Annotated in this window: 21 protein-coding genes; 18 read left to right on the top strand and 3 right to left on the bottom strand. The window is 73.2% G+C overall.

The annotated features are described in order from the left end of the window. The 5 genes from EES43_RS31495 to EES43_RS21490 all read left to right on the top strand — a co-directional run. On the top strand, positions 1 to 257 hold a 257-nt coding region (locus EES43_RS31495; protein WP_346774302.1), incomplete at its 5' end, for an oligopeptide/dipeptide ABC transporter ATP-binding protein. Next, positions 254 to 1,414, top strand: coding sequence for an ABC transporter ATP-binding protein (locus tag EES43_RS21475; protein ID WP_124270219.1), 1,161 nt, complete (start codon positions 254 to 256; stop codon positions 1,412 to 1,414). The genes EES43_RS31495 and EES43_RS21475, both read left to right, overlap by 4 nt. A gap of 18 nt (positions 1,415 to 1,432) precedes the next feature. Then, positions 1,433 to 2,113 carry a trimeric intracellular cation channel family protein gene (locus EES43_RS21480; protein ID WP_124270220.1) on the top strand — a complete coding sequence of 227 codons (681 nt, stop codon included), beginning with the start codon at positions 1,433 to 1,435 and terminating at the stop codon, positions 2,111 to 2,113. A 60-nt stretch (positions 2,114 to 2,173) separates the two neighbouring features. Continuing rightward, positions 2,174 to 3,043, top strand: a complete 870-nt coding sequence (locus EES43_RS21485; RefSeq protein ID WP_206430099.1) for a thioesterase family protein — start codon at positions 2,174 to 2,176, stop codon at positions 3,041 to 3,043. 178 nt (positions 3,044 to 3,221) lie between these two features. Beyond that, complete coding sequence (locus tag EES43_RS21490) at positions 3,222 to 4,391, top strand: cysteine desulfurase family protein (RefSeq protein ID WP_124270222.1); 1,170 nt, start codon at positions 3,222 to 3,224, stop codon at positions 4,389 to 4,391. 69 nt (positions 4,392 to 4,460) lie between these two features. On the opposite strand, the gene EES43_RS21495 is transcribed toward EES43_RS21490, so the two are convergent. After that, a complete protein-coding gene (locus tag EES43_RS21495) occupies positions 4,461 to 5,180 on the bottom strand; it encodes an N-acetylmuramoyl-L-alanine amidase (protein ID WP_124270223.1) in 720 nt (239 codons plus the stop codon). 61 nt (positions 5,181 to 5,241) lie between these two features. On the opposite strand from EES43_RS21495, the gene mnmA reads away from it, so the two are divergent. Further along, complete coding sequence (mnmA, locus tag EES43_RS21500) at positions 5,242 to 6,378, top strand: tRNA 2-thiouridine(34) synthase MnmA (RefSeq protein ID WP_124270224.1); 1,137 nt, start codon at positions 5,242 to 5,244, stop codon at positions 6,376 to 6,378. Between the two features lie 13 nt (positions 6,379 to 6,391). Here mnmA and EES43_RS21505 read toward each other — a convergent pair whose 3' ends face one another. Together EES43_RS21505 and EES43_RS21510 are read right to left on the bottom strand one after the other, a co-directional pair. Continuing rightward, positions 6,392 to 7,192 (bottom strand): alpha/beta fold hydrolase, encoded by an 801-nt coding sequence (locus tag EES43_RS21505; RefSeq protein ID WP_124270225.1) that lies wholly within the window; start codon positions 7,190 to 7,192, stop codon positions 6,392 to 6,394. Between the two features lie 108 nt (positions 7,193 to 7,300). Next, entirely contained in the window at positions 7,301 to 7,636 is a 336-nt protein-coding gene (locus EES43_RS21510) for a DUF427 domain-containing protein (protein ID WP_124270226.1), read from the bottom strand. A 123-nt stretch (positions 7,637 to 7,759) separates the two neighbouring features. On the opposite strand from EES43_RS21510, the gene EES43_RS21515 reads away from it, so the two are divergent. From EES43_RS21515 to EES43_RS21570, 12 genes are all read left to right on the top strand, one after another. Continuing rightward, on the top strand, positions 7,760 to 8,299 hold the full coding sequence (locus tag EES43_RS21515) for an LOG family protein (protein ID WP_124270227.1): 540 nt from the start codon (positions 7,760 to 7,762) through the stop codon (positions 8,297 to 8,299). A gap of 46 nt (positions 8,300 to 8,345) precedes the next feature. After that, on the top strand, positions 8,346 to 9,035 hold the full coding sequence (locus tag EES43_RS21520; protein ID WP_124270228.1) for an SDR family oxidoreductase: 690 nt from the start codon (positions 8,346 to 8,348) through the stop codon (positions 9,033 to 9,035). A gap of 71 nt (positions 9,036 to 9,106) precedes the next feature. Beyond that, positions 9,107 to 10,138 (top strand): methionine synthase, encoded by a 1,032-nt coding sequence (locus EES43_RS21525; RefSeq protein WP_124270229.1) that lies wholly within the window; start codon positions 9,107 to 9,109, stop codon positions 10,136 to 10,138. Between the two features lie 31 nt (positions 10,139 to 10,169). Next, a complete protein-coding gene (ligA, locus tag EES43_RS21530) occupies positions 10,170 to 12,377 on the top strand; it encodes an NAD-dependent DNA ligase LigA (RefSeq protein WP_124270230.1) in 2,208 nt (735 codons plus the stop codon). Between the two features lie 393 nt (positions 12,378 to 12,770). Further along, a complete protein-coding gene (locus EES43_RS21535; RefSeq protein ID WP_124270231.1) occupies positions 12,771 to 14,924 on the top strand; it encodes a putative bifunctional diguanylate cyclase/phosphodiesterase in 2,154 nt (717 codons plus the stop codon). Positions 14,925 to 15,036: 112 nt separating this feature from the next. Then, positions 15,037 to 15,333, top strand: a complete 297-nt coding sequence (gatC, locus tag EES43_RS21540) for an Asp-tRNA(Asn)/Glu-tRNA(Gln) amidotransferase subunit GatC (RefSeq protein ID WP_003966094.1) — start codon at positions 15,037 to 15,039, stop codon at positions 15,331 to 15,333. A 5-nt stretch (positions 15,334 to 15,338) separates the two neighbouring features. Next, positions 15,339 to 16,841: an Asp-tRNA(Asn)/Glu-tRNA(Gln) amidotransferase subunit GatA gene (gene gatA, locus EES43_RS21545; protein ID WP_124270232.1), complete on the top strand. Its 1,503-nt coding sequence runs from the start codon at positions 15,339 to 15,341 to the stop codon at positions 16,839 to 16,841. Positions 16,842 to 16,846: 5 nt separating this feature from the next. Continuing rightward, positions 16,847 to 17,080 (top strand): hypothetical protein, encoded by a 234-nt coding sequence (locus tag EES43_RS21550; protein ID WP_124272096.1) that lies wholly within the window; start codon positions 16,847 to 16,849, stop codon positions 17,078 to 17,080. Between the two features lie 16 nt (positions 17,081 to 17,096). Beyond that, positions 17,097 to 18,605, top strand: a complete 1,509-nt coding sequence (gene gatB, locus EES43_RS21555; protein WP_124270233.1) for an Asp-tRNA(Asn)/Glu-tRNA(Gln) amidotransferase subunit GatB — start codon at positions 17,097 to 17,099, stop codon at positions 18,603 to 18,605. An 82-nt stretch (positions 18,606 to 18,687) separates the two neighbouring features. Further along, positions 18,688 to 19,947, top strand: a complete 1,260-nt coding sequence (locus EES43_RS21560; RefSeq protein WP_124270234.1) for an SLC13 family permease — start codon at positions 18,688 to 18,690, stop codon at positions 19,945 to 19,947. A gap of 134 nt (positions 19,948 to 20,081) precedes the next feature. After that, positions 20,082 to 22,190 carry a phosphocholine-specific phospholipase C gene (locus EES43_RS21565; protein WP_124270235.1) on the top strand — a complete coding sequence of 703 codons (2,109 nt, stop codon included), beginning with the start codon at positions 20,082 to 20,084 and terminating at the stop codon, positions 22,188 to 22,190. Positions 22,191 to 22,363: 173 nt separating this feature from the next. Next, the gene (locus EES43_RS21570; protein ID WP_124270236.1) at positions 22,364 to 24,598 is read left to right on the top strand and encodes an MMPL family transporter; all 2,235 of its coding nucleotides are present in this window, start codon (positions 22,364 to 22,366) and stop codon (positions 24,596 to 24,598) included. Positions 24,599 to 24,616: the final 18 nt, after the last annotated feature.

The following is a 24,616-nucleotide window of genomic DNA, read 5'->3' on the forward strand; positions in this document are numbered from 1 at the left end:
CCACCCACCCGTACGCGCACGGGCTGCTCGGTTCCATCCCGCGGCTCGACGCCCCGCGCGGCGAACCTCTCCACCCGATCCGCGGGTCCATCAACGACAAGATCGCCTGGGCCGACGGCTGCGCCTTCGCACCCCGTTGCGACCACTACACGATGGGGTGCCTGACCGGCACTCCCGAACTGACCGAACCACGCACGGCCGGACATCAGGTGCGCTGCGTCAACCCGGTCCTGCCCAAGGCGGAGGTCCCGGCATGAGTCTGCTCGAACTGGACGGCGTCAAAGTCCACTTCCCGGTCAAGAAGGGCCTCCTCTTCGACCGTACGGTGGGCCACGTCTACGCCGTGGACGGCGTCTCGCTCAGCGTGGAGGCCGGCCAGACCTACGGCCTGGTGGGCGAGTCCGGGTGCGGCAAGACCACGCTCGGGCGGGCGGTGCTGCGGCTGAACGACATCACCGACGGCGCGGTCGTCTTCGACGGCACCGACCTGGCGAAGCTGCCGTCCGAGGAGATGCGGGCGTTCCGCAGGCGGCTCCAGATGGTCTTCCAGGACCCGCTGGGCAGCCTCAACCCGCGCCAGAACATCGAGTCGATCCTCTCCGAGGGCATGGCCGCCCACGGCATCGGCGAGGACCGGGACGAGCGCCGGGAGAAGATCAAGGACATCCTGGCCAAGGTCGGGCTGCCGGCCAACGCGATGTCCCGCTACCCGCACGAGTTCTCCGGCGGCCAGCGCCAGCGCATCGGCATCGCCCGCGCGCTGGTCCTGGAACCGGACGTGATCATCTGCGACGAGCCCGTCTCCGCGCTCGACGTGTCGGTGCAGGCGCAGGTCATCAACCTGCTGGAGGAGCTCCAGGAGTCGCTGGGCCTGACCTACCTGGTCATCGCGCACGACCTCGCCGTGGTCCGGCACATCTCGGACGTCATCGGGGTCATGTACCTGGGCGGGCTGGTCGAGGAGGCGCCGAGCGACGCGCTGTACGCGGGGCCCAAGCACCCGTACACCAAGGCGCTGATGTCGGCCGTGCCGGTGCCCGACCCCGAGGTCGAGGACCGGCGGACGCGCATCCTGCTCCACGGCGACCTGCCCTCCCCGGCGAACCCGCCGGCCGGCTGCCGCTTCCACACCCGCTGCCCGTGGGTGCAGGAGACCAAGTGCGCCACGGAGCGCCCGCCGCTCACCGACCTGGGCGGCGGCCACAAGGTGGCGTGCCACTACGCGGCCGGGATCGAGGCGGGCACGGTCCAGCAGACCCTGGCCACCGGGATCGAGGCCGTCGTGGCGACGGAGGCCGTGGCGAACGAGGCGGTGGAGACCGCCGAGGGCGCCGAGCCGTCCGGGACGGTTCCGGCCCAGGCGGACGGGCCCGTTCCGGTACCGGCCGAGGCCAAGGAGGGCCGCGCGGAGTAGGACCGGCACAATTGTCCGGTGCTCACCGAACTGTTCACGCCCTCCGTCCAGCACGCGCTCGATCTCGTCGGGATCTTCGTCTTCGCGATCTCGGGCGCCCTGCTCGCCGTCCGCAAGAACTTCGACGTCTTCGGCATCGCGGTTCTCGCGGAGGTGACAGCGCTGGGCGGAGGGCTGTTCCGTGACGTGATGATCGGCGCGATCCCGCCCGCCGCCTTCACCGATCTCGGCTACTTCACCATGCCGCTGGTCGCCGCGGCGCTGGTCTTCTTCCTGCACCCGCACGTGGAGCGCATCCAGGCGGGCGTCAACGTCTTCGACGCGGCGGGGCTCGGCCTCTTCTGCGTGACGGGGACGGTCAAGGCGTACGAGTACGGGCTCGGCCTCACCGCCTCCGCGGTGCTCGGGCTGGCCACCGCGGTGGGCGGCGGCGTGCTGCGGGACGTGCTGGCGAACGAGGTGCCCTCGCTGCTGCGCTGGGACCGCGACCTCTACGCGGTCCCCGCGATCGTCGGCGCGGTGATGGTGGTCCTGTGCATCCGCTTCGACGCCCTCAACGCGGTCACCAGCGGTACGGCGGTGATCGCGGCGTTCACCCTGCGCCTGCTCGCCATGCACTTCCACTGGCGGGCGCCGCGCGCCTACAACCGGCGCTCGGCGATGACGGAGGAGACCGAGGAGATCCCGGCGGCCACCTGAGCCGTCCGCCCGAACAAAAAAGCTACCGCTCAGTAATGAATTCGGTGTACCGTGCGTTCCATGGCACAGGCAGCGACAGGGGCGGCGCAGACCGTCCGGGCGACCATCGGCGACAGCGAGTTCGACCGGGACACCGCGGTCACCCCGCGCGAGGAGGGCGTCTACGACGCGGAGCTCTCCGCGGGCTGGACGATCATCCACGCCGTCAACGGCGGCTACCTGCTGGCCCTGATCGGCCGCGCGCTGGGCCAGGCCCTGCCGCACCCCGACCCGTTCTCGGTCTCGGCGCACTACCTCACCGCCTCCGTGCCCGGCCCGGCGGTCGTGCGGACGCAGGTCGTCCGCACCGGCCGCACCCTCTCCACGGGCCAGGCGTCCCTCTTCCAGTACGCCGAGGACGGCAGCGAGGTCGAGCGCATCCGGGTCCTCGCCACCTACGGCGACCTCGACACGCTCCCCGACGACGTCCGCACCACGGCGCTGCCGCCCGCGATGCCCGTCCGTGAGCGCTGCCTCGGCGCGAACGACGGCTCCGCGCCCATCCCGGGCAGCTCCGCCATCACCGAGCGCCTGGACATCGGACTCGACCCGGCCACCGTCGGCTGGGCCGTCGGCGCCCCGTCGGGGAAGGGCGAGATGCGCGGCTGGTTCGCCCTGGCCGACGGCCGCGACCCGGATCCGCTCTCGCTGCTGCTGACCGTGGACGCGCTGCCGCCGACCTCGTTCGAGCTGGGCCTGAGCGGCTGGACCCCGACCGTCGAACTCACCACGCACGTCCGCTGCCGTCCGGCGCCGGGCCCGCTGCGCGTCGCCATCACCACGCGCAACCTCGCCGGCGGCTTCCTGGAGGAGGACGCGGAGGTCTGGGACAGCGCGGACCGGCTCGTCGCCCAGTCACGGCAACTGGCCAAGGCCCCGCGCACCGCGTAGGACGCGGAGCGCGTCCGGGCGGGCCCGCCCGCGGCCGGAGCGCCTGCCCCGGACCGCGCGGACCGGGCCGGGACCCGTCCGGACCGGGCCCTTCGCGGGCGTCGCGGGCGTGCGCGGGCCCCGGAGCGTGATGCGCCCGGCGTGCGCCCCGCCCCGTGCTCGTAGAATCGGGGCCACCATGGCTTACCTCGACCACGCCGCGACCACGCCGATGCTCACCGAAGCGATCGAGGCGATGACCGCCCAGCTCGCCGTCACCGGCAACGCGTCCTCCCTGCACGCCGCCGGGCGCCGGGCCCGCCGTACCGTCGAGGAGTCCAGAGAAGCCCTCGCCGACGCCCTCGGCGCACGCCCCAGCGAGGTGGTCCTCACCTCCGGCGGCACCGAGGCGGACAACCTCGCCGTCAAGGGCCTCTACTGGTCCCGCCGCGACGCCGACCCCCGCCGCACCCGGGTCCTCGCCGGCCCCGTGGAGCACCACGCCGTCCTGGACGCCGTCGACTGGCTCGCCGAGCACGAGGGCGCGAGGGTGGAATACCTCCCGGTCGACCGCTACGGGCGGGTGCGTCCGCAGGATCTGCGCGAGGCCGTCCTGCGCGATCCCGACGACGTCGCCCTGATCACCGTCATGTGGGCCAACAACGAGATCGGCACGATCATGCCGGTCCGCGAACTGGCCGCGGTGGCGGCCGAGTTCGGCATCCCCATGCACGCCGACGCGGTGCAGGCGTTCGGTCAGCTGGAGGTCGACTTCGCCCGCTCCGGGCTCGCCGCGATGACGGTCAGCGGCCACAAGATCGGCGGGCCGTTCGGCATCGGCGCGCTGCTGCTGGGCCGCGACCAGAGCCCCGTGCCCGTGCTGCACGGCGGCGGCCAGGAGCGCCATGTGCGCTCCGGCACCCTGGACGTGCCCGCCATCGCCTCGTTCGCGGTCGCCGGACGCCTCGCCGCCGAGGGACGGGAAGCCTTCGCCCGGCGCGTCGGCGCCCTCCGCGACGACCTCGTCGACGCCGTACGGCAGGCCGTGCCGGACGCCGTGCTCGGCGGCGACCCGGACCCGGCAGGCCGGCTCCCGGCCAACGCCCACTTCAGCTTCCCCGGCTGCGAGGGCGACTCGCTGCTCCTGCTCCTGGACGCCCAGGGGATCGAGTGCTCCACCGGCTCCGCCTGCACCGCCGGGATCGCCCAGCCCAGCCATGTGCTGCTGGCCACCGGGACCGATCCCGACCTCGCCCGCGGCACCCTGCGCTTCTCCCTCGGCCACACCTCCACCGAGGAGGACGTCAAGGCGCTCGCCCGGGCGATCGGCCCGGCGGTGGAGCGCGCGCGGACGGCCGGACTCAGCTGACCCGCTCCGGCCGACCTTCTCCGGCCGTCCCCCTCGGCCGTCGCTTTTCCGGCCGTCCCGCCCGGCGGTTCAGCCGGCGGCGGGCTTCGGGACCGGCGAGGCCGGGCGCCGGGCCGTCCCGGCCCGCCGCACCAGCTCCATGTACCGGTCCCAGTCCCAGTGCGGCCCCGGGTCGGTGTGGTCGGTGCCCGGCACCTCCACGTGCCCGATGATGTGCTCCCGGTCGACGGGTATCCCGTGGCGCGCGCAGATGTCCGCCGTGAGCCGCGCGGAGGCGGCGTACATGGCCGGGGTGAGGTCCTTCGGCCGGTCCACGAACCCCTCGTGCTCGATGCCGATGCCGCGCTCGTTGTAGGAGCGGTCGCCCGCCTGGTAGGCCACGTCCAGCTCACGGATCATCTGCACCACCCGGCCGTCCTGACCCACGATGTAGTGCGTCGCCGCCCGGTGCGCCGGGTTCTGGAACACCTGGACGGCGCTGTCGAAGCTGCCCTGGGTGACATGCATGATCACCCGGTCGACCGGATAGTCGTCGGGGCGGTCCGCCCGCCGCCAGTTCGCGTCGGCGGCCCCCACCCAGGTGGCCGCCGCGTAGTCCAGCTCACCCGGTCTGCGCGGTTTCTCCACCCCGGGCACCCGGTACCACAGGCGCGCCAGCTCGTCGCGGGCGAGCACCGCGGCGGCGACGGCGGCCGTCGCACCGCCGCCGATCAGCAGTGCGCGCCGGCTGACGCCTCGCGCCGGCTTCTTCTTCCTGCGTGAAGCCCGGGTGCTCTCGTTGGTCCCCATGTGATCGTCAACGCGTATCCGCGAGCGTTCGGTTCCCGGCGACCCGTACCCTTGAGGGGCTATGACTGAGACTTCCCAGCGCCCCCTGCGTGTCCTCGCCGCGATGTCGGGCGGCGTCGACTCCGCCGTCGCCGCGGCGCGCGCCGCCGAGGCGGGCCACGACGTGACCGGTGTCCACCTCGCGCTGTCCGCGAATCCGCAGTCCTTCCGGACCGGGGCGCGCGGCTGCTGCACCATCGAGGACTCCCGGGACGCCCGCCGCGCGGCCGACGTCATCGGTATCCCGTTCTACGTCTGGGACCTGGCGGAACGCTTCCGCGAGGACGTCGTGGAGGACTTCGTCGCGGAGTACGAGGCCGGCCGCACCCCCAACCCCTGCCTGCGCTGCAACGAGAAGATCAAGTTCGCCGCGCTCCTCGACAAGGCCCTCGCCCTCGGCTTCGACGCCGTCTGCACCGGCCACTACGCCACGGTCGTCCTCACCGAGGACGGCAGCCGCGAGCTGCACCGCGCCTCCGACATGGCCAAGGACCAGAGCTACGTGCTGGGCGTCCTGGACGAGAAGCAGCTCGCCCACGCCATGTTCCCGCTCGGCGACACCCTCACCACCAAGGACGAGATCCGCGCCGAGGCCGAGCGCCGGGGCCTCGCCGTCGCGAAGAAGCCCGACAGCCACGACATCTGCTTCATCGCGGACGGCGACACCCAGGGCTTCCTCGCCGACCGCCTCGGCGGCCCGGCCGAGGGCGACATCCTCGACGAGTCCGGTACGAAGCTGGGCACCCACGACGGCGCGTTCGGCTTCACCATCGGCCAGCGCAAGGGCCTGAGGATCGGCCACCCGGCCCCCGACGGCAAGCCGCGCTACGTCCTCGACATCTCCCCGGTGGACAACACCGTCACCGTCGGCCCCGTCGAGGCCCTCGACGTGACCTCGCTGACCGCCATCAAGCCCCGCTGGTGCGGAACGCCCCCGTCCGGCCCCGGTACGTACACCGCGCAGCTGCGGGCCCACGGCGGCGAGACCGAGGTGACGGCGGAGCTGGTCGACGGGACCGAGCTGCGCGTCTCCTTCGGCGAGCCGGTCCGGGGCGTGGCCCCCGGCCAGGCGGTCGTCCTGTACGACGGCACCCGCGTCGTCGGCTCGGCCACCATCGCCACCACCGTGCGCCGCGAGCGGGTCTCCTCCGGCTCCTGAGCCCCCTGTCGGGTCATGAGGCCCGGCGCAGGTACACGTCCTCGGCGAAGAAGTCCGCCAGCACCGGGGCGAGCACCTGCGGGGCGACCTCGCGCATCTGCCCCGTCAGCGTGCGGTGCCGGCCGCGCGGCAGCGCCTCGGCCAGCGTCCGGGTTGCCGCGCGCGCCGGGGCGGAGCTGAAGCCGCCGCAGACCACCAGCGTGCGCGCGGCGACGGCGGCGAACCGCCCGGCCGGGACGGCCCCGTCGCCCAACAGCGCCTCGTCGTACGCCAGCGTGGGCGCCAGCGCCTCCAGGCCCGGCCACAGCGGCGCGCGCCGCATCCGGGCGATCATCTCCCCGGCCACGCCCGTCGAGGCCAGGAACAGCTCCACCGCGCCGCCCCGGTCCCCGGCCGCCAGCAGCCGGTGCAGCCGGGCCCGGCGTTCGGCCGCGGGCAGCGGCCCCCAGGTCCCGGGGCCGTACGGCGGCTCGTAGACGGCGAGCAGGTCCACCGGGAGCCCGGCCGCCACCGCCTCCAGGGCCAGCGCCCCGCCGGAGGACATCCCGAAGAGGCGCGCGCCCGCACCGGCCGCCCCGACCACGGCGGCCAGGTCCTCCACCTCACGGCCCACCGCGTACCGCCCCGCGTCGCCGCTGGCCCCCCGGCCCCGGCGGTCGTAGGTGAGCACGGTGAAGCGCGGGGCCAGCAGGGCGGCCAGCTGCTCATCGGCCGCCGCAGCGCACAGCGCACCGCCCACCAGCACCAGGGGCGGGCCCTCGCCCTGGCGGCGGTAGGCGATCGGGGTGCCGTCGGCGGAGAGAATCTGGTCCATGCGACGGTTGACCGGGGCGGGCGGCGAAACTCATCGCCGCGGGCCGGGAAACCTCGCGTGAGTTCCCGGGCCCCCGGGAGAAGCGGTCCTGACGGTCGGTCGGCGACGTCAGTCGGCGACGGTCTCGGTGGCGTAGAAGCAGAAGTGGTCCTTGATCTCGGCGACTTCGGGCTTCGGGTCCGGGTAGGCCCAGACGAGGTCGGCGGCGTCCGGCAGCGACCAGTAGGAGGCGTCGCCCTTGAACGGGCAGTGGGTGCTGGTGTCCGACGGGCTGAGCAGTTCGGTCCGTACGTCCTCGGGCGGCAGGTAGTACCGGGCGGGACAGCCCGTCTCGCGCAGCACGAGGGGACGGCGGCTCTCGGCCAGGACCCGGCCCTCGTGCACCGCCCGCACGTGCTCGGAGCCCTGCTCGACGGTGATGAGGTGTCCTCGGGTGGCAGTCATACCCACTACAGCGGTGTACGCGCCCGTAATCTTCCCCCGCCCGGCCCGTTCCCCGGAACGGGTGACCGCCGACGCCGCGCACGGCCCGGGAGCGGGCCGGTCACCGGGCCGTACGGTGACCCCATGAACATCTGCGTCTTCCTCTCCGCCGCCGACCTCGACGAGCGCTACACCGGCCCCGCGAGGGAGTTCGCGGAGCTGATCGGCCGGGGCGGCCACACGCTGGTCTGGGGCGGCTCCGAGAGCGGCCTGATGAAGGTCGTGGCGGACGGCGTGCAGGCGGCCGGCGGGCGGCTCGTCGGCGTGTCGGTCGACTTCCTCGCCGCGAAGGCCCGCGAGAACGCCGACGAGATGGTGATCGCCCGCGACCTCGCCGAGCGCAAGGCCCTCCTGCTGGAGAAGGCCGACGCCGTCGTGATCATGGTCGGCGGGACCGGCACGCTCGACGAGGCCACCGAGATCCTGGAGCTCAAGAAGCACGGCAGGGCCACCAAGCCGGTCGTCCTGCTCAACACGGCGGGCTTCTACGACGGCCTGCACCAGCAGTTCCGCCGCATGGAGGACGAGGGCTTCCTGCCCGTGCCCCTCACGGAGCTGGTCTTCTTCGCCGAGGACGGCGTGGGCGCGCTGGCCCATCTGGAGGAGTCCGCCGGCCTGCGGTGACCGGCCCGCCACCCGGCGACCGGCCCGGTGATGGGATCATCCACCCATGGCAACCCACCTCATCACCGGCGCCGGCTCCGGCATCGGCGCGGCCGTCGCCCGCCGCCTCCTGGAGCGCGGCGACGACCTCGTGCTGCTCGCCCGCGACGCCGGCCGGGCCAAGGAGCTCGCCGCCCTGCACCCGGGCGCCGGCACGCTCGTCGGCGACCTCGGCAACCCGGACCGGCTCTCCTGGGCGTTCGGCCAGCAGACCATGCCCGAGCGGATCGACACCCTCCTGCACATCGCGGGCGTCGTCGAGCTCGGCGCGGTCGCCGAGCTGACCCCCAAGGCGTGGCACTTCCAGCTCAACGCCAACCTGGTCGCCCCCGCCGAGATCACCCGCCTGCTCCTGCCCCAACTGCGCGTCGCCCGGGGCCACGTCCTGTTCGTGAACTCCGGAGCGGGGCTCGCCGCACACGCCCAGTGGGGCGCGTACGCCGCCAGCAAGCACGGGCTCAAGGCGCTCGCCGACTCGCTGCGGCACGAGGAGCACGACAACGGGGTCCGTGTCACCTCCGTCTATCCCGGCCGCACGGCCGGCCCGATGCAGGCCAAGGTCCACCAGCAGGAGGGCAAGGAGTACGACGCCGCCCGCTGGATGGACCCCGAGTCGGTGGCCACCACGATCCTCATGGCGATCGACCTGCCGCGCGACGCCGAGGTCAACGACCTCACGGTCCGCCCCGGCCGCTGACCCCGCACCCGGTGCGCACGCGCCCGCCCCCGCGCGCACCGGGTGCTCCCGGAGGACCGTAGGCTTCCCGCGTGAGCGAGAAGAGCAAGTTCAGCGGGTGTCCGGCGACCGGAATCGGCTCGATGCCCGGGGGAGACGCGAGGGAGGCGGCGAAGACCGTCACCGGGTCCTTCGCCGACGGCCTGGGCATGCCGCACCTGGCGGAGCTGCCCGCGCGCGGCCCCGGCGCCGACATGATCGGCCGGACCATCGGCATGCTCGTCGAGATGTACGGGCACGTCGAGCCGAGCGGCTGGCGGATCAGCGACCGGCCCGGCCGCGACACCCGCCGCGCCCGCTCCTGGCTCGGCGAGGACCTGGACGCGCTGGAGGAGTTCACCCAGGGCTACGAAGGACTGCTCAAGGTGCAGGCCGTCGGCCCGTGGACGCTCGCCGCCGCCCTGGAACTGCGCGGCGGCGAGGCCATGCTGGGCGATCCGGGGGCCTGCCGCGACCTGGCCGGTTCACTGGCCGAGGGGCTGCGCGGCCACCTCGCCGAGGTGCGCCGCCGCATGCCCGGAGCGCGGATCGTGCTGCAACTGGACGAGCCCTCCCTGACCTCCGTCCTGCTCGGCCGCGTCCGCTCGGCGAGCGGCTACCGCACCTACCGCGCGGTGGACCGCCAGGTCGTCGAGGCGGCCCTGCGCGACGTGCTCGCCGTCCAGGCGGAGGGCGACGGGGCGACGCTCGTCCACTCCTGCGCACCCGAGGTGCCGTTCGCGCTGCTGCGCAGGGCCGGGGCCGACGCCATCTCGTTCGATTTCTCCCTGCTCACGGAGCGTGAGGAGGAGGCGATCGGGGAAGCCGCCGAAGGCGGCACCGGGCTGTTCCTCGGCGTGGTGCCCTCCACGGAGGCCGCCTCGGACGGATTGTCCGACCCGGGCGGTAGCGTCATGGGTGTCAGGACGCTGTGGAGCAGGTTGGGGCTGAATCCGGGGACTCTCGCCGAGTCCGTCGCGATCACCCCGTCGTGCGGACTCGCGGGGGCTTCGCCCGCGTACGCCCGCGCCGCGCTCGCCCACTGCGCCAGGGCCGCGAGATCGCTCGCAGACAACCCTGAGTGACGGGGACGACGGGAAACGGGAGGACGGGACGATGGCCGGCGAACAGCGGGCGGAGCAGGGGACCACGGTTCCGGCGGAGGCGCGCGAGCGGCACGCGCTGCTCGCCGAGCAGATCGAGGAGCACCGCTTCCGGTACTACGTGAAGGACCAGCCGGTCGTCAGCGACGCCGAGTTCGACCGGCTGATGCGCTCCCTGGAGGCGTTGGAGGACGAGCACCCGGCCCTGCGGTCGCCGGACTCCCCGACGCAGAAGGTGGCCGGGCCCTACCGCACGGAGTTCACCTCCGTCGAGCACCGCGAGCGCATGCTCTCCCTGGACAACGCCTTCGACGACGAGGAGCTGGCCGCCTGGGCCGACCGCGTCGCCAAGGAGACCGGCACGCCCGACCACCACTTCCTGTGCGAGCTCAAGGTGGACGGCCTCGCCGTCAACCTCACCTACGAGCAGGGCCGGCTGACCCGCGCGGCGACCCGCGGCGACGGCCGCACCGGCGAGGACATCACGCCCAACGTCCGCACGATCGCGGAGATCCCGCACCGGCTCACCGGCGAGGACGTCCCCGCGCTGGTCGAGGTCCGCGGCGAGGTCTTCTTCCCGATGGAGGACTTCGAGGAGCTGAACGCCCGCCTGGTGGCCGCCGACGACAAGCCCTTCGCCAACCCGCGCAACGCCGCCGCCGGTTCGCTGCGCCAGAAGGACCCGAAGGTCACCGCCACCCGCCCGCTGCACATGGTCGTGCACGGCATCGGCGCGCACCAGGGCCTCTCCCTCGACCGCCTCTCCCAGGTCTACGACCTGCTCCACGCCTGGGGCCTGCCCACCGCCAAGCACAACAAGGTCGTCGACTCCCTCGCGGGCGTACGCGAGTTCATCGCCCACTACGGCGAAAACCGGCACTCCGTGGAGCACGAGATCGACGGAGTCGTCGTCAAGCTCGACGAGATCCCGCTCCAGGGCCGCCTGGGCTCCACCTCGCGCGCCCCGCGCTGGGCCATCGCCTGGAAGTACGCCCCCGAAGAGGTCAACACCAAGCTGGTCAACATCCGCGTCGGCGTCGGCCGCACCGGCCGCGTCACCCCGTACGCCCAGGTCGAGCCGGTCGAAGTGGCGGGGTCCGAGGTCGAGTTCGCCACCCTGCACAACCAGAACGTGGTCCGGGCCAAGGGCGTCCTGATCGGCGACACCGTCGTGATCCGCAAGGCCGGCGAGGTCATCCCGGAGATCCTGGGCCCCGTCGTCGACCTGCGCGACGGCACCGAGAAGCCGTTCGAGATGCCCTCCCACTGCCCCGAGTGCGGGACGGAGCTGCGGCCCATGAAGGAGGCCGACATCGACCTCCGCTGCCCCAACGCCCGTTCCTGCCCGGCCCAGTTGCGCGAGCGCGTCTTCTACCTCGCCGGACGCAAGAGCCTCGACATCGACCACTTCGGCTATGTCGCCGCCGCCGCCCTGACCAAGCCGCTGGAGCCCGCCGAGCCGGTCCTGCGGGACGAGGGCGACCTCTTCGACCTCACCATCGACCGGCTGCTGCCGATCCGGGCCTACGTCCTGGACCAGGACAGCGGACTGCCCAAGCGCGACCCGAAGACCGGCGAGGAGAAGACCGCCACCGTCTTCGCCAACCAGCAGGGCGAGCCCCGCAAGAACGCGCTGGCCCTGCTGGAGGGCATCGCCGCCGCGAAGGAGGCGCCGCTCGCCCGCATCCTCACCGGCCTCTCCATCCGCCACGTCGGGCCGGTCGCCGCCCAGGAGCTGGCCCGGCAGTTCCGCTCCGTCGACCGGATCGACGAGGCCACCGAGGAGGAGCTGGCCGCGGCCGACGGCGTCGGCCCCACGATCGCCGCCTCGGTCAAGCAGTGGTTCGCCGAGGACTGGCACCGCGAGATCCTGCGCAAGTGGCGCGCGGCCGGGGTGCGGATGGCCGACGAGGGCTCCGACGAGGACGAGGGCCCGCGCCCCCTCGAAGGGCTCACCGTCGTCGTCACCGGCACCCTCGCCGCCCACACCCGCGACGGGGCCAAGGAGGCGCTGCAGAGCCTCGGGGCGAAGGTCGCCGGTTCCGTCTCCAAGAAGACCGCCTTCGTGGTCGTCGGCGACAACCCCGGCTCCAAGTACGACAAGGCCGTCCAGCTGAAGGTGCCCGTGCTGGACGAGGACGGATTCGCCGTCCTCCTCGAACAGGGGCCCGACGCCGCCCGGGAGGCCGCCCTGCCCGCGCCGGAGGCCGCCGACGGGTGACGGGTGACGGGTGCGGCGGCCTGCCGGGACGCCACGCCGGGGCGGCCGGAGCGCTTCTCGCCCGTACGCCCCGCGCTCCCCGGATCGAGACGTCTTCGAGACGCGGCTGCGGCGTGGCGTGCGCCGGGCAGGGAAGAAACGGGTCAGAGGGGTGAGGAAGGGCCCACCGGACCCCGAACGGCCCCCCGCGTCACCCGTTCGGCGCATAGCGGGCGGTGACGGACGGTCGGTCCGCATTCGGGCGAGAGCGGTGGAGCGCTGCCCCTGGAAGCCTTTCGCGGCCTACTGTTGAGAGGTGCGCCCGCCGTGCACGGCCGCCCCGACGGGGCCGCGCCGGCCCGGAAGCGGACGCCACCGAGGTACATCGGCACCGCCGGCTGTGAGAGGGACGGAATGAAACCGACCGAGAGCGCCGCACCGGTGTCGCGGCTGCAAGGTTTCGTCGGCCTCACGCCCCCCGTGGGCGCCGTGGTCGTGGGCACCGCCGCGTTACTCCTGTCGGTCGGCTTCGGCCGCACGGTCCGCGAGGGGCACGCGCTCTTCCCGGCCGGGCCCGCGGGCTGGTCGCTCGCGCTGCTCACCGGGATCATCGTCGGCCATCTCGTCGCGCTCGGCCGCGACCGCTGGTGGGGCGGCACGGGCTCCGGGGCCGCCCTGACCCTCGCCGTGCTGCTGCTCTACGGCTGGCTCCCCGCGGGCCTGGTCAGCCTCGTCGTCGTGGTGCTCGTCGGCGCGGCCCGCCGGCACAACTGGCGGCAGGGCGCACTGCACGGCGCGGTGGACATCCTCGGCATCGCCGCGGCGGCGCTCGTGCTGGCCGCGTTCGGCATCGCCCCGACGGTGGAGCAGCCCTGGCAGCCACTCGACTGGGGTATCGCCGCCGTCCCGGAAGTCCTGCTGACCGCCTCCACGTACCTGCTCGTCACCCGCGTCCTGCTGTGGTACGCACGCGCCCCCCAGAACGGCGGGCTGCCGACCGTCGCCCGCACGGCGCTGCTCCGGCAGGGGCTCATCGCCGTGGCCCTGCTCGGCATCGCCCCGCTGATCTGCGTCGTCGCCGTGTCGATGCCGATCCTGCTGCCGCTGTTCGCGGTGCCGCTGATCGCCCTGGACTCCACGCTCTGGATCGCCCGCGCCCGCGCCGAGGAGCAGCTGCGCGACCCGCTGACCGGCCTGCCCAACCGCCAGTGGCTGCTGGAGCGCACCTGGTCGGCGCTGGAGGACGCGGAGAGCGTCGGCACCCGCTCCGCCCTGGTCCTGATCGACCTCGACCGCTTCCGCGCCGTCAACGACACCCTCGGGCACCTCGCCGGCGACCGGCTGCTGCTCCAGATAGCGGAGCGCCTGCGGCTCGCCCTGCCGGACGGCGCGGAGGCGGCCCGGCTCGGCGGCGACGAGTTCGCCGTCCTGCTGCCGCAGGCCGACTCCACCACCAGCGCCCAGCGGGTCGCCCGGCACCTGGTCGCCGAGCTGTCCTCGCCGCTCGACCTGGACGGGCTGACCCTCGTCCTGGAGGCCAGCGCCGGGGTCGCCGTCTACCCGGACCACGCGCTGGACGCGGAGGGGCTGCTGCGCCGCGCGGACGTGGCCATGTACCAGGCGAAACGCGACCGCACGGGGGTGGAGGTCTACGAGTCCAAGCGGGACAGCAACACCCCCGACCGGCTCGGGCTCCTGGGCGACCTGCGCCGGGCCCTGGACGCGGGCGACGTCGAACTGCACTACCAGCCCAAGGTCCGCTTCGACGGACAGGTCGCCGGGCTGGAGGCGCTGGTGCGCTGGGTGCACCCGGAGCGCGGCCGGGTCCCGCCGGACGAGTTCATCGCCATCGCCGAGTCCTCCGGCCTGATGCCGCACCTCACGGAGTACGTGCTGGAGACCGCCCTCGCCCAGGTGGCCCGGTGGCGCGCGCAGGGCCTGCGCGTCCCGGTCGCGGTCAACGTCTCCCCCCGCGACGTGCACACCCCGGGCTTCGCGGGCAGCGTCGCCGCCCGGCTGGCCCGCCACGGCGTGCCCGCGGGAGCGCTCCAGCTGGAGATCACCGAGCACGTCCTGCTGGAGGACCCGCAGCGGGCCGCCGACACCCTGGCCGGTCTCACCGCCCACGGCGTGAAGATGTCCCTGGACGACTTCGGCACCGGCTACTCCTCCCTGGTCCATCTGCGCAGGCTGCCGGTCAGCGAGCTGAAGATCGACCGCTCCTTCGTCGCCCGGCTCGCGGTCGACCACGAGGACGCGGAGATCGTCCGCTGCACGATCGACCTGGCGCACTCGCTCGGCCTGGTGGTGGTCGCCGAGGGCGTCGAGGACGACGAGACGTGGGAGCGGCTGCGGGACCTGCGGTGCGACGCGGTGCAGGGCTGGCTGGTGGCCGCCGCGATGCCGCCCCAGGAGACGACGGCCTGGCTGCGGGCGCGCGGTGAGCACGGGTGGCGGCGGCCGGCCGAGCTGGCCGCGCAGGCGGCCGCCGCAGCCGCCGCCGACGGCGAGTCCGAGGCGGAACGCCCCGCTCCGGGGCGGGCGGTGTCGGGTGGGGCGACGGCCTGAGCGGGCCCCGGGCCGCCCGATCGGGCCGGCCCGATCGGGGTGGGGGACCCGGTCGCGGGAGACCCCATAGGATTGGGGCCAAAACCGCACACCAACCCCTGAGGATCGCTGCATGCCTGGCATCACGCGCGAGGAGGTCGCCCACCTCGCCCGGCTGGCGCGTCTGGAGCTGAAGGGCGAAGAGCTCGATCACTTCGCCGGTCAGCTCGACGACATCATCGGCGCGGTCGCCCGCGTCTCCGAGGTCGCCGACCAAGACGTACCGCCGACCTCCCACCCGCTGCCGCTGACCAACGTCATGCGCGCGGACGAGGTCCGTCCGTCGCTCACCCCCGCGCAGGCGCTCTCCGGCGCCCCGGCCCAGGAGCAGCAGCGTTTCAAGGTGCCGCAGATCCTGGGGGAGGACTAACCGCCATGACGGACAACAGCACCATCATCAAGCTCACCGCGGCCCAGATCGCCGCGAAGATCGCCTCCGGCGAGCTCACGGCGGTCGAGGTCACCGAGGCCCACCTGGCCCGGATCGACGCCGTCGACGAGAAGGTCCACGCCTTCCTGCACGTCGACCGCGAGGGCGCGCTCGCCCAGGCCCGTGCCGTGGACGCCAAGCGCGAGGCGGGCGAGAAGCTCGGCCCGCTGGCCGGCGTCCCGCTCGCGCTGAAGGACATCTTCACCACCAAGGACATGCCGACCACCGTCGGTTCCAAGATCCTCGAAGGCTGGGTCCCGCCGTACGACGCGACGCTCACGCGGAAGCTGCGCGCCGCCGACGTCGTCATCCTCGGCAAGACCAACATGGACGAGTTCGCCATGGGGTCCTCCACCGAGAACAGCGCCTACGGCCCGACCGGCAACCCGTGGGACCTCACCCGCGTCCCGGGCGGCTCCGGCGGCGGCTCCTCGGCCGCGCTCGCCTCCTACGAGGCCCCGCTCGCCATCGGCACGGACACCGGCGGCTCGATCCGCCAGCCCGCCGCCGTCACCGGCACCGTCGGCGTCAAGCCCACCTACGGCGGCGTCTCCCGCTACGGCATGGTCGCCTTCTCGTCCTCCCTCGACCAGGGCGGCCCCTGCGCCCGCACGGTCCTGGACGCGGCGCTGCTGCACGAGGCGATCGCCGGGCACGACCCGATGGACTCGACGTCCATCGACGCCCCGGTCCCGCCGGTCGTCGAGGCCGCCCGCAACGGCTCCGTACAGGGCATGCGCGTCGGCGTCGTCAAGCAGTTCCGCGGCGAGGGCTACCAGGCCGGCGTGGTCCAGCGGTTCGACGAGTCGGTCGAGCTGCTGAGGGAGCTCGGCGCCACCGTCGTCGAGCTGGACTGCCCGTCCTTCGACCTGGCCCTTTCGGCGTACTACCTCATCGCGCCGTCCGAGTGCTCCTCCAACCTCGCCCGCTTCGACGCCATGCGCTACGGGCTGCGGGTCGGCGACGACGGCACGAAGTCGGCCGAGGAGGTCACCGCGCTCACCCGCGAGGCCGGCTTCGGCGACGAGGTCAAGCGCCGGGTCATCCTCGGCACGTACGCGCTCAGCTCCGGCTACTACGACGCGTACTACGGCTCGGCGCAGAAGGTCCGCACCCTCATCACGCGGGACTTCGCGCGGGCCTTCGAGCAGGTCGACGTGATCGTCTCCCCGACGACGCCGACCACCGCCTTCCCGATCGGCGAGCGCGCCGACGACCCGATGGCGATGTACCTCGCCGACCTGTGCACCATTCCGACCAACCTGGCCGGCAACTCCGCCATGTCGCTGCCCTGCGGCCTGGCCCCGGAGGACGGCCTGCCGGTCGGGCTGCAGATCATCGCCCCCGCCATGAAGGACGACCGGCTGTACAAGGTCGGAGCCGCCGTCGAGGCCGCATTCGTGGAAAAGTGGGGGCACCCGCTGCTTGAGGAGGCTCCGTCGCTGTGAGTGCCATGGCAAAGAAGGCCAGTAACTTCAAGAAGTCCAAGACCGGGCTGTACATCTCGCTCGGCAGCACCGCGTTCGGTGCGCTCAGCGTCGCCAAGCAGGCGAAGCTGGCGCGCAGCGACAACGACGTGCTGCGGCTCGTCGACGCGGCCGTCTCCGCGGCCGCCATCGTCACCGGCCTCGCGATCCTCTATCGCGAACTGAAGCGTCTCGGCGACGACGACGTCCTGCTGGGCTGAGAGGGAAAGTTTCACCGTGACTGTCATCGACCTGGTGTCGTACGAGGACGCGCTCGCGTCCTACGACCCCGTCATGGGCCTGGAGGTCCATGTCGAGCTCGGCACCAAGACCAAGATGTTCTGCGGCTGCTCCACCGAGCTGAAGCAGGGCGCCAACTCCCAGACCTGCCCGGTCTGCCTCGGACTGCCCGGCGCGCTGCCGGTCGTCAACGAGATCGGCGTGGAGTCGGCCGTGAAGATCGGCCTCGCGCTGAACTGCGAGATCGCCGAGTGGTGCCGTTTCGCCCGGAAGAACTACTTCTATCCGGACATGCCGAAGAACTTCCAGACCTCCCAGTACGACGAGCCGATCGCCTTCAACGGCTATCTGGACGTCCAGCTGGAGGACGGCGAGATCTTCCGCGTGGAGATCGAGCGGGCCCACATGGAGGAGGACACCGGCAAGTCGACGCACGTCGGCGGAGCCACCGGCCGTATCCACGGCGCGTCCCACTCCCTGCTCGACTACAACCGGGCCGGCATCCCGCTCATCGAGATCGTCACCAAGCCGATCGAGGGAGCCGGCGCCCGCGCCCCCGAGGTCGCCAAGGCGTACGTCGCCGAGCTGCGCGAGCTGATCAAGGCCCTCGGGGTCTCGGAAGCCCGCATGGAGATGGGCCAGATGCGCTGCGACGTGAACCTGTCGCTGCGGCCCAACGGCACCGAGACGTTCGGCACGCGCTCCGAGACGAAGAACGTGAACTCGCTGCGCTCGGTCGAGCGGGCCGCGCGCTTCGAGATCCAGCGGCACGCGGCCGTGCTGTCCTCGGGCGGCACGATCGTGCAGGAGACCCGGCACTTCCACGAGGAGGACGGCTCCACCACGGCCGGCCGCATCAAGGACAACGCCGAGGACTACCGCTACTTCCCCGAGCCCGACCTGGTGCCCGTCGCGCCGGCGCGGGAGTGGGTGGAGGAGCTCCGCAAGGGCCTCCCCGAGCTGCCCCGGCTGCGCCGGGCGCGGCTCAAGGAGGAGTGGGGCGTGTCCGAGCACGACATGCAGTCCATCCTCAACGCGGGCGCGGTCGAGCTGATCGTCGCCACGATCGAGGCGGGCGCTCCCTCGGACCAGGCCCGCAAGTGGTGGATGGGCGAGCTGGCCCGCAACGCCAACGAGACCGGCCGCGGCCTCGACGAGCTGCCGATCACCCCGGCCGAGGTCGCCCGGGTGGCCGAGCTCGTCGCAGCGGGCGACCTCAACGACAAGCTGGCCCGCCAGGTCATCGAGGGCGTCCTCGCGGGCGAGGGCGACCCCGACGGCGTCGTCGACAAGCGCGGCCTGAAGGTCGTCTCGGACGAGGGCGCGCTGTCCACGGCCGTGGACGAGGCCATCGCGGGCAACGCGGCCATCGCGGACAAGATCCGCGGCGGCAAGGTCGCGGCGGCGGGCGCGCTCGTCGGCGCGGTCATGAAGGCGACCCGCGGCCAGGCGGACGCGGCGCGCGTGCGCGAGCTGATCCTGGAGAAGCTCGGCGTCGAGGGCTGATCCCGGCCCGCCGACCGTCACCCGAGGGGGCGGTGCACCCGTACCGCGGGCGCACCGCCCCCTCACCCGTCCGGAGAAACCGCTGAACACCGTCGCCGCCGAGATCGTCTCCCTCGCCCTCCTGCTGGCCGTCCTCGCCTTCGCCGTCGCCCGCCCCCGGGGACTGCCGGAGGCGACCCTCGCCGTGCCCGCCGCCGTCCTCGCGGTGGCCGTGGGGGCGGTGTCCTGGTCCGGGGCCCGGGAGCAGGTGGCGGAGCTGCTGCCGGTAGTGGGCTTCCTCGCCGCGATCCTGGTGCTGGCCCGGCTCTGCGCCGACGACGGCCTGTTCCGGGCCGCCGGCGACCTGGTCGCCCGCGCCTGCGGGGGGCGGACCGGCCCGCTGCTGGGCGGCGTCTTCGCCGTCGCCTCCGTGATCACCGCCGTCCTCAGCCTGGACGCCACCGTCGTCCTGCTCACCCCGGTCGTCCTCGCCACCGCGGCCCGGGTCGGCGCCCGGCCGCGCCCGTACGTCTACGCCTGCGCGCACCTGGCCAACTCCGCGTCCCTCCTGCTCCCCGTCTCCAACCTCACCAACCTGCTGGCGTTCACCGCGAGCGGCCTCTCCTTCACCCGGTTCGCCGCGCTGATGGCCCTGCCGTGGCTCGCCGCCATCGCCGTCGAGTACGCGGTGTTCCGCCGCGCGTTCAGGGCCGACCTGGCCGCCGGGGCGCACGCGCCGGATCCCGGCGCGGAGCGCACACCCGTACCCGTGTTCACGGTCGTCGTGCTGGCGCTGACCCTGGCCGGGTTCGTCGTGACGTCCTTCGCGGGGGCCGAGCCGCTGTGGGCGGCCCTGGCGGGGGCCCTCGTGCTGGCGGTGCGCGCCCTCGCCCGGCGGGAGACGACTCCGCTCGCCGTCGTCCGCGCGGCCAATCCGCTGTTCTGCCTCTTCGTCCTCGCCCTCGGGGTCGTCGTGAAGGCGGTGGTCGACAACGGCCTCGGCGACGGGATCGCCTCCCTGCTGCCCGACGGCGACACGCTGCCCGCGCTGCTCGGCGTCGCCGTGGTCGCGGCGCTGCTCGCCAACCTGATCAACAACCTGCCCGCGATCCTCGCCCTGCTGCCGGTCGTCGCGGCGGCCGGACCCGGACCGCTGCTCGCCGCCCTGATCGGCGTGAACATCGGGCCGAACCTCACCTACGTCGGATCGCTGGCCACGCTGCTGTGGCGGCGCATCCTGCACGCCCACGGGGACGCCCCGGAGCTGGGCCACTTCACCCGGCTGGGGCTCGCGACCGTACCGGCGACGCTCCTGGCCGCCACGCTCGCCCTCTGGGCATCGCTGCGCCTCATCGGGGTGTGAGGGGCACCGGCAGGCGGGGCCGGACTCCGGTCCGGGCCTGCCGGACGTTCACCACCGCTCCGTACGCAGTCCTTCCCACCGCCACCTGACCTGGCTAGCTTCCCGGCTGTAACCACCGGAACCGGGAGGCTTCCTTGACCACGGACATGTCACGGCGACGGCTCTTCGCGCTGGGCGGCGGAGCGCTCGGCGCCGCTGCGGCCGGATCGTTCCTGCCGCCGTCGCTCCAGGCGGCCATCGCCGCGCAGCCCGACCGCGCGGGGTCCGGCGACGGGCTGGGGTCGATCAGGCACGTGGTGATCCTCATGCAGGAGAACCGTTCCTTCGACCACTACTTCGGGACCCTGCGCGGTGTACGCGGCTTCGCCGACCGCAACGCGATCGAGCTGCCCTCCGGCGGAAGCGTCTTCGAGCAGCCCGGCCCGCCCGGCTCGACCGTGCTGCCGTTCCCGGTACGCGGGGCCGCCGAGCAGCAGAAGAAGGACCTCCAGTACATCGGCGCCCTCGACCACTCCTGGAACGGCGGCGCCGAAGCCTGGGGCGGCGGCTGGATGAACGGCTGGATCAGCGCGAAGACGGCCGCCACCATGGCGTACTACGACCGCCGCGACATCCCGCTGCACTACGAGCTGGCCGACACCTTCACCGTGTGCGACGCCTACCACTCCTCCATCCACACCTCGACCAGCCCCAACCGCAACCACCTGTGGAGCGGGAAGACGGGCTTCGAGGCGAACGGCGAGCGGGCCGTGGGCAACGACGCGTACGACGAGGGGACCCACCCCGGCTACGACTGGTCCACCTACGCCGAGCGGCTGGAGAGGGCCGGGCGCAGCTGGCGCACGTACACCGAGTGGGAGAACTTCACCGACAACCAGATCGAGTTCTTCGCCACCTTCAAGGCGATCGCCCGCAAGGCCCTCGCCCGCACCGGCGGCCACACGTACATGGAGGCGTTCTACGCCGCCGTCCGCGACAGCGACGACGCGGCGGAGCGGGAACGGCTGCTCGGGCTGCTGGAGGAGGGCGTGGCCACGCTCACCCGCACCGAGCGCAGCCTGTTCGAGCGGGGGCTGCGGCGGGTGGAGACGGGGACGCTGGCGGACGAGTTCGCCGAGGACGTCGCCGCCGGAACCCTGCCCGAGGTCTCCTACCTGGTGCCCTCGGCGGTCGACTCCGAGCATCCGAGCGTCTCCTCGCCCGTGCACAGCGCCACGATCCTCTACAAGATCCTCGACGCCCTCGGCCGGAACCCCGACGTGTGGCGGCACACCGCCGTCCTGATCAACTACGACGAGAACGACGGCTTCTTCGACCACGTGCCGCCGCCCGTCGCGCCCCCCGAGGCCGCCGAGGAGCACTGGGAGGGCCGTCCCACCGGCCTCGGCATCCGGGTGCCGCTGCTGGTCGTCTCCCCGTGGACGGTCGGCGGATACGTCTGCTCGGAGGTCTTCGACCACACCTCCGTGATCCGCTTCCTGGAGCGCTGGACCGGTGTGCGCGAGCCCAACATCGGCGCCTGGCGGCGGCGCGCCACCGGGGACCTCACCTCCGCCTTCGACTTCACCCGTGCCCGGCGGCGGCCCGCCCTCCAGCGGCCCGGCGCCATCCCGCCGTTCGGCGGACGCTGGCAGCCCATCCCGCCGTCCGTCCAGCGGCTGCCCGAGCAGGAGCCCGGCGCGCGCCCGGCGAGGCCGCTGCCCTACCAGCCCGACGCCCAGGTCCGCCGCTCGGCGGGCGGCCTGCGGGTGGAGCTGCGCAACACCGGCCGGGCCGACGCGCACTTCGCGCTCTACCCGTACGCGGACGAGTTCCCCGCCCCGCTCCACCGGGACGTGAAGGGCGCGGCGCACTGGACCGTGCGGCCGGCGGGGGAGGCGTACCGGTTCACGGTCACCGGCCCGAACGGCTTCCGGCGCGAGTTCGCCGGACCGGCCGACGGCGGCGCCGAGGTCTCCTCGCGGATCGACGCCCGCGAGCGCGACCTCCACCTCACGCTGCGCAACACCGGCCCACGCACCCTGACCTTCACCGTGCGCCCGCTCGGCTACGTCGACGAGGACGACCTGCGGGACTGGACGCGCCGGGTCGCCGTCAAGCCGGGGCGCAGCCGTACGGTCGTGCACTCGGCGGCGGACGCGCACGGCTGGTACGACCTCGACGTCACGGCGGACGGCGAGGACGGATTCCGGCGGCGGCTCATGGGGCACATCGAGAACGGCCGGGAGAGCGTCTCCGGCTGAACGGGCCGTCGTCCCGGCGCGGGGAACGGAACAGAAACCCTGTGATTGCAGACACCAAACGGACAAAGGATCACGTTGTGGTGTCAGGGTGGATATCTCAGGTCATGTGACGTCCGCCGACGGACCCCGTCGTCCGCCGGCGGACGTCCACGAACCCGCAGGGAGTCCGACCGTTGGCCGCAATCGCCCGCTGGTGCATCAGGCACCGCCTCGCCGCTCTCCTCATCTGGCTCGCCGCCCTCGGCGGCACGGCCGCCGCGGCGGGCTTCGCGGGTTCCGCGTACACCAACGACTACGAGGTGCCCGGTACGGAGTCGGGCCGCGCCACCGAACTGCTCGCGCGCGGCTTCAGCGACCTCGGCGGCGACAGCGACACGATCGTCTGGCACACCACCGGCTCCACCGTGCGCGCCGCCGACGTCCAACAGACCATGACGCGCACCCTGCACGCGGTCGAGGAACTGCCCGGAGTCGGCGACGTCGCCGGCCCCTACGGCCCGCCGGGCGACGGCAGGATCAGCGAGGACGGCCGCACCGCGTACGCGACGGTCACCTTCGACCGGCCCACCGGCGACATCCCGGCCGCCCAGGCCCAGGCCCTCGTCGACACCGCCAAGGCGGCCGAGACCGACGGCCTCCAGGTCGAACTCGGCGGCACCGCCGTCGCCCTCACCGAAGCGCCCTCCGTCCGCCTCAGCGAGGCCGTCGGCGTGGTCGTCGCGGCCGTCGTCCTCTTCCTCGCCTTCGGCTCGCTCGCCGCCAGCCTGCTGCCCATCGCCACCGCCCTGGTCTCCGTGGGCACCGCCTACGCGGGCATCGTGCTGCTCGGCCACGTCATGACCGTCGCCGACTTCGCCCCGATGCTCGGCATGCTCGTCGGCCTCGGCGTGGGCATCGACTACGCGCTGTTCATCGTCACCCGGCACCGCACAGGGCTGCGGCGCGGCCTGTCGGTCGCCGACGCGGCCCAGAACGCCGTGGTGACCACCGGGCGGGCCGTCGTCTTCGCCGGGGCGACGGTCTGCATCGCCCTGCTCGGCATGCTGATCCTGCGGCTCGACTTCCTCAACGGCGTCGCGATCGCCGCCTCGCTGACCGTCGTCCTCACCGTGGCGGCCTCCGTCACGCTGCTGCCCGCGCTCCTCTCCTTCATCGGGACGCGGGCCCTCAGCCGCCGCGAACGGCGCCGGCTCGCCGAGCAGGGGCCGCAGCCCGAGAAGACCACCGGCTTCGCCGCCCGCTGGTCGTCCTTCGTCGAACGCCACCCCAAGATCCTCGGCGGCATCGCGGCCGTCGTCATGACGGTGCTCGCCCTGCCCGCCCTCGGCCTCCACCTGGGCACCTCCGACCAGGGCAACAACCCGGCCACCTCGACCACCCGGCAGGCGTACGACCTCCTCGCCGACGGTTTCGGCCCCGGCGTCAACGGGCCCCTCACCATCGCCGCCCAGCTCGACGGGGCCGACGACCGGCTGGCCCTGGCCGCACTGCCCGGGCAGCTGCGCGCCACCGACGGCGTCGCCTCGGTCAGCCCGCTCACGTACAACAGCAGCGGCGACACCGCGTTCCTCACCGTCCTGCCGCAGTCGGAACCGCAGTCGCAGCAGACCAGCGAACTCGTCGACCGGATCCGCGCGGACGTGCTGCCGCCGATCGAGGACAACACCTCGCTCACCGCGCACGTCGGCGGGGTGACCGCGAGCTACGACGACTTCGCCGAGATCATCATCGGCAAGCTGCCGCTCTTCGTCGGGGTCGTCGTCGCCCTCGGCTGCCTGCTGCTGCTCCTGGCCTTCCGGTCGATCGGCATCCCCATCAAGGCAGCCGTCATGAACGTGGCCGCGGTCGCCTCCTCGTTCGGCGTCGTCGTCGCCGTCTTCCAGTGGGGCTGGGGCAGCGAACTGCTCGGCCTCGGCAGCGCCGGCCCCATCGAACCGTTCCTGCCGGTGATCATGGTCTCGGTCCTGTTCGGCCTCTCCATGGACTACCAGGTCTTCCTGGTCGGCCGGATGTACGAGGAGTGGCGCGAGACCGGCGACAACCGGCGGGCGGTCCGGGTGGGCCTGGCCGAGACCGGCCGCGTGATCAACTCCGCCGCCGTGATCATGATCTCCGTCTTCCTGGCCTTCGTGCTCAGCGGGGACCGGGTGATCGCCATGTTCGGCATCGCCCTGGCGACCGCCGTGGCGCTGGACGCCTTCGTGCTGCGCACGCTGCTCGTGCCCGCCCTGATGCACATGCTCGGCGGGGCCAACTGGTGGCTGCCCAGTCGGCTGGACCGCCTGCTGCCCCGGATCAGCATCGAGCCGCCCGACCGCGGGCTGCCGCATGCGAAGATCCCGGAAGCACGCACGCAGGAGGAGGAGGCTGGACCGCCGGTGGAGCGTGCCCACCGGGTCCGGCCGTAGAACGAGGAGCACCGCACG

This window comes from Streptomyces sp. ADI96-02 (genome assembly GCF_003846185.1).
Lineage (GTDB): Bacteria > Actinomycetota > Actinomycetes > Streptomycetales > Streptomycetaceae > Streptomyces.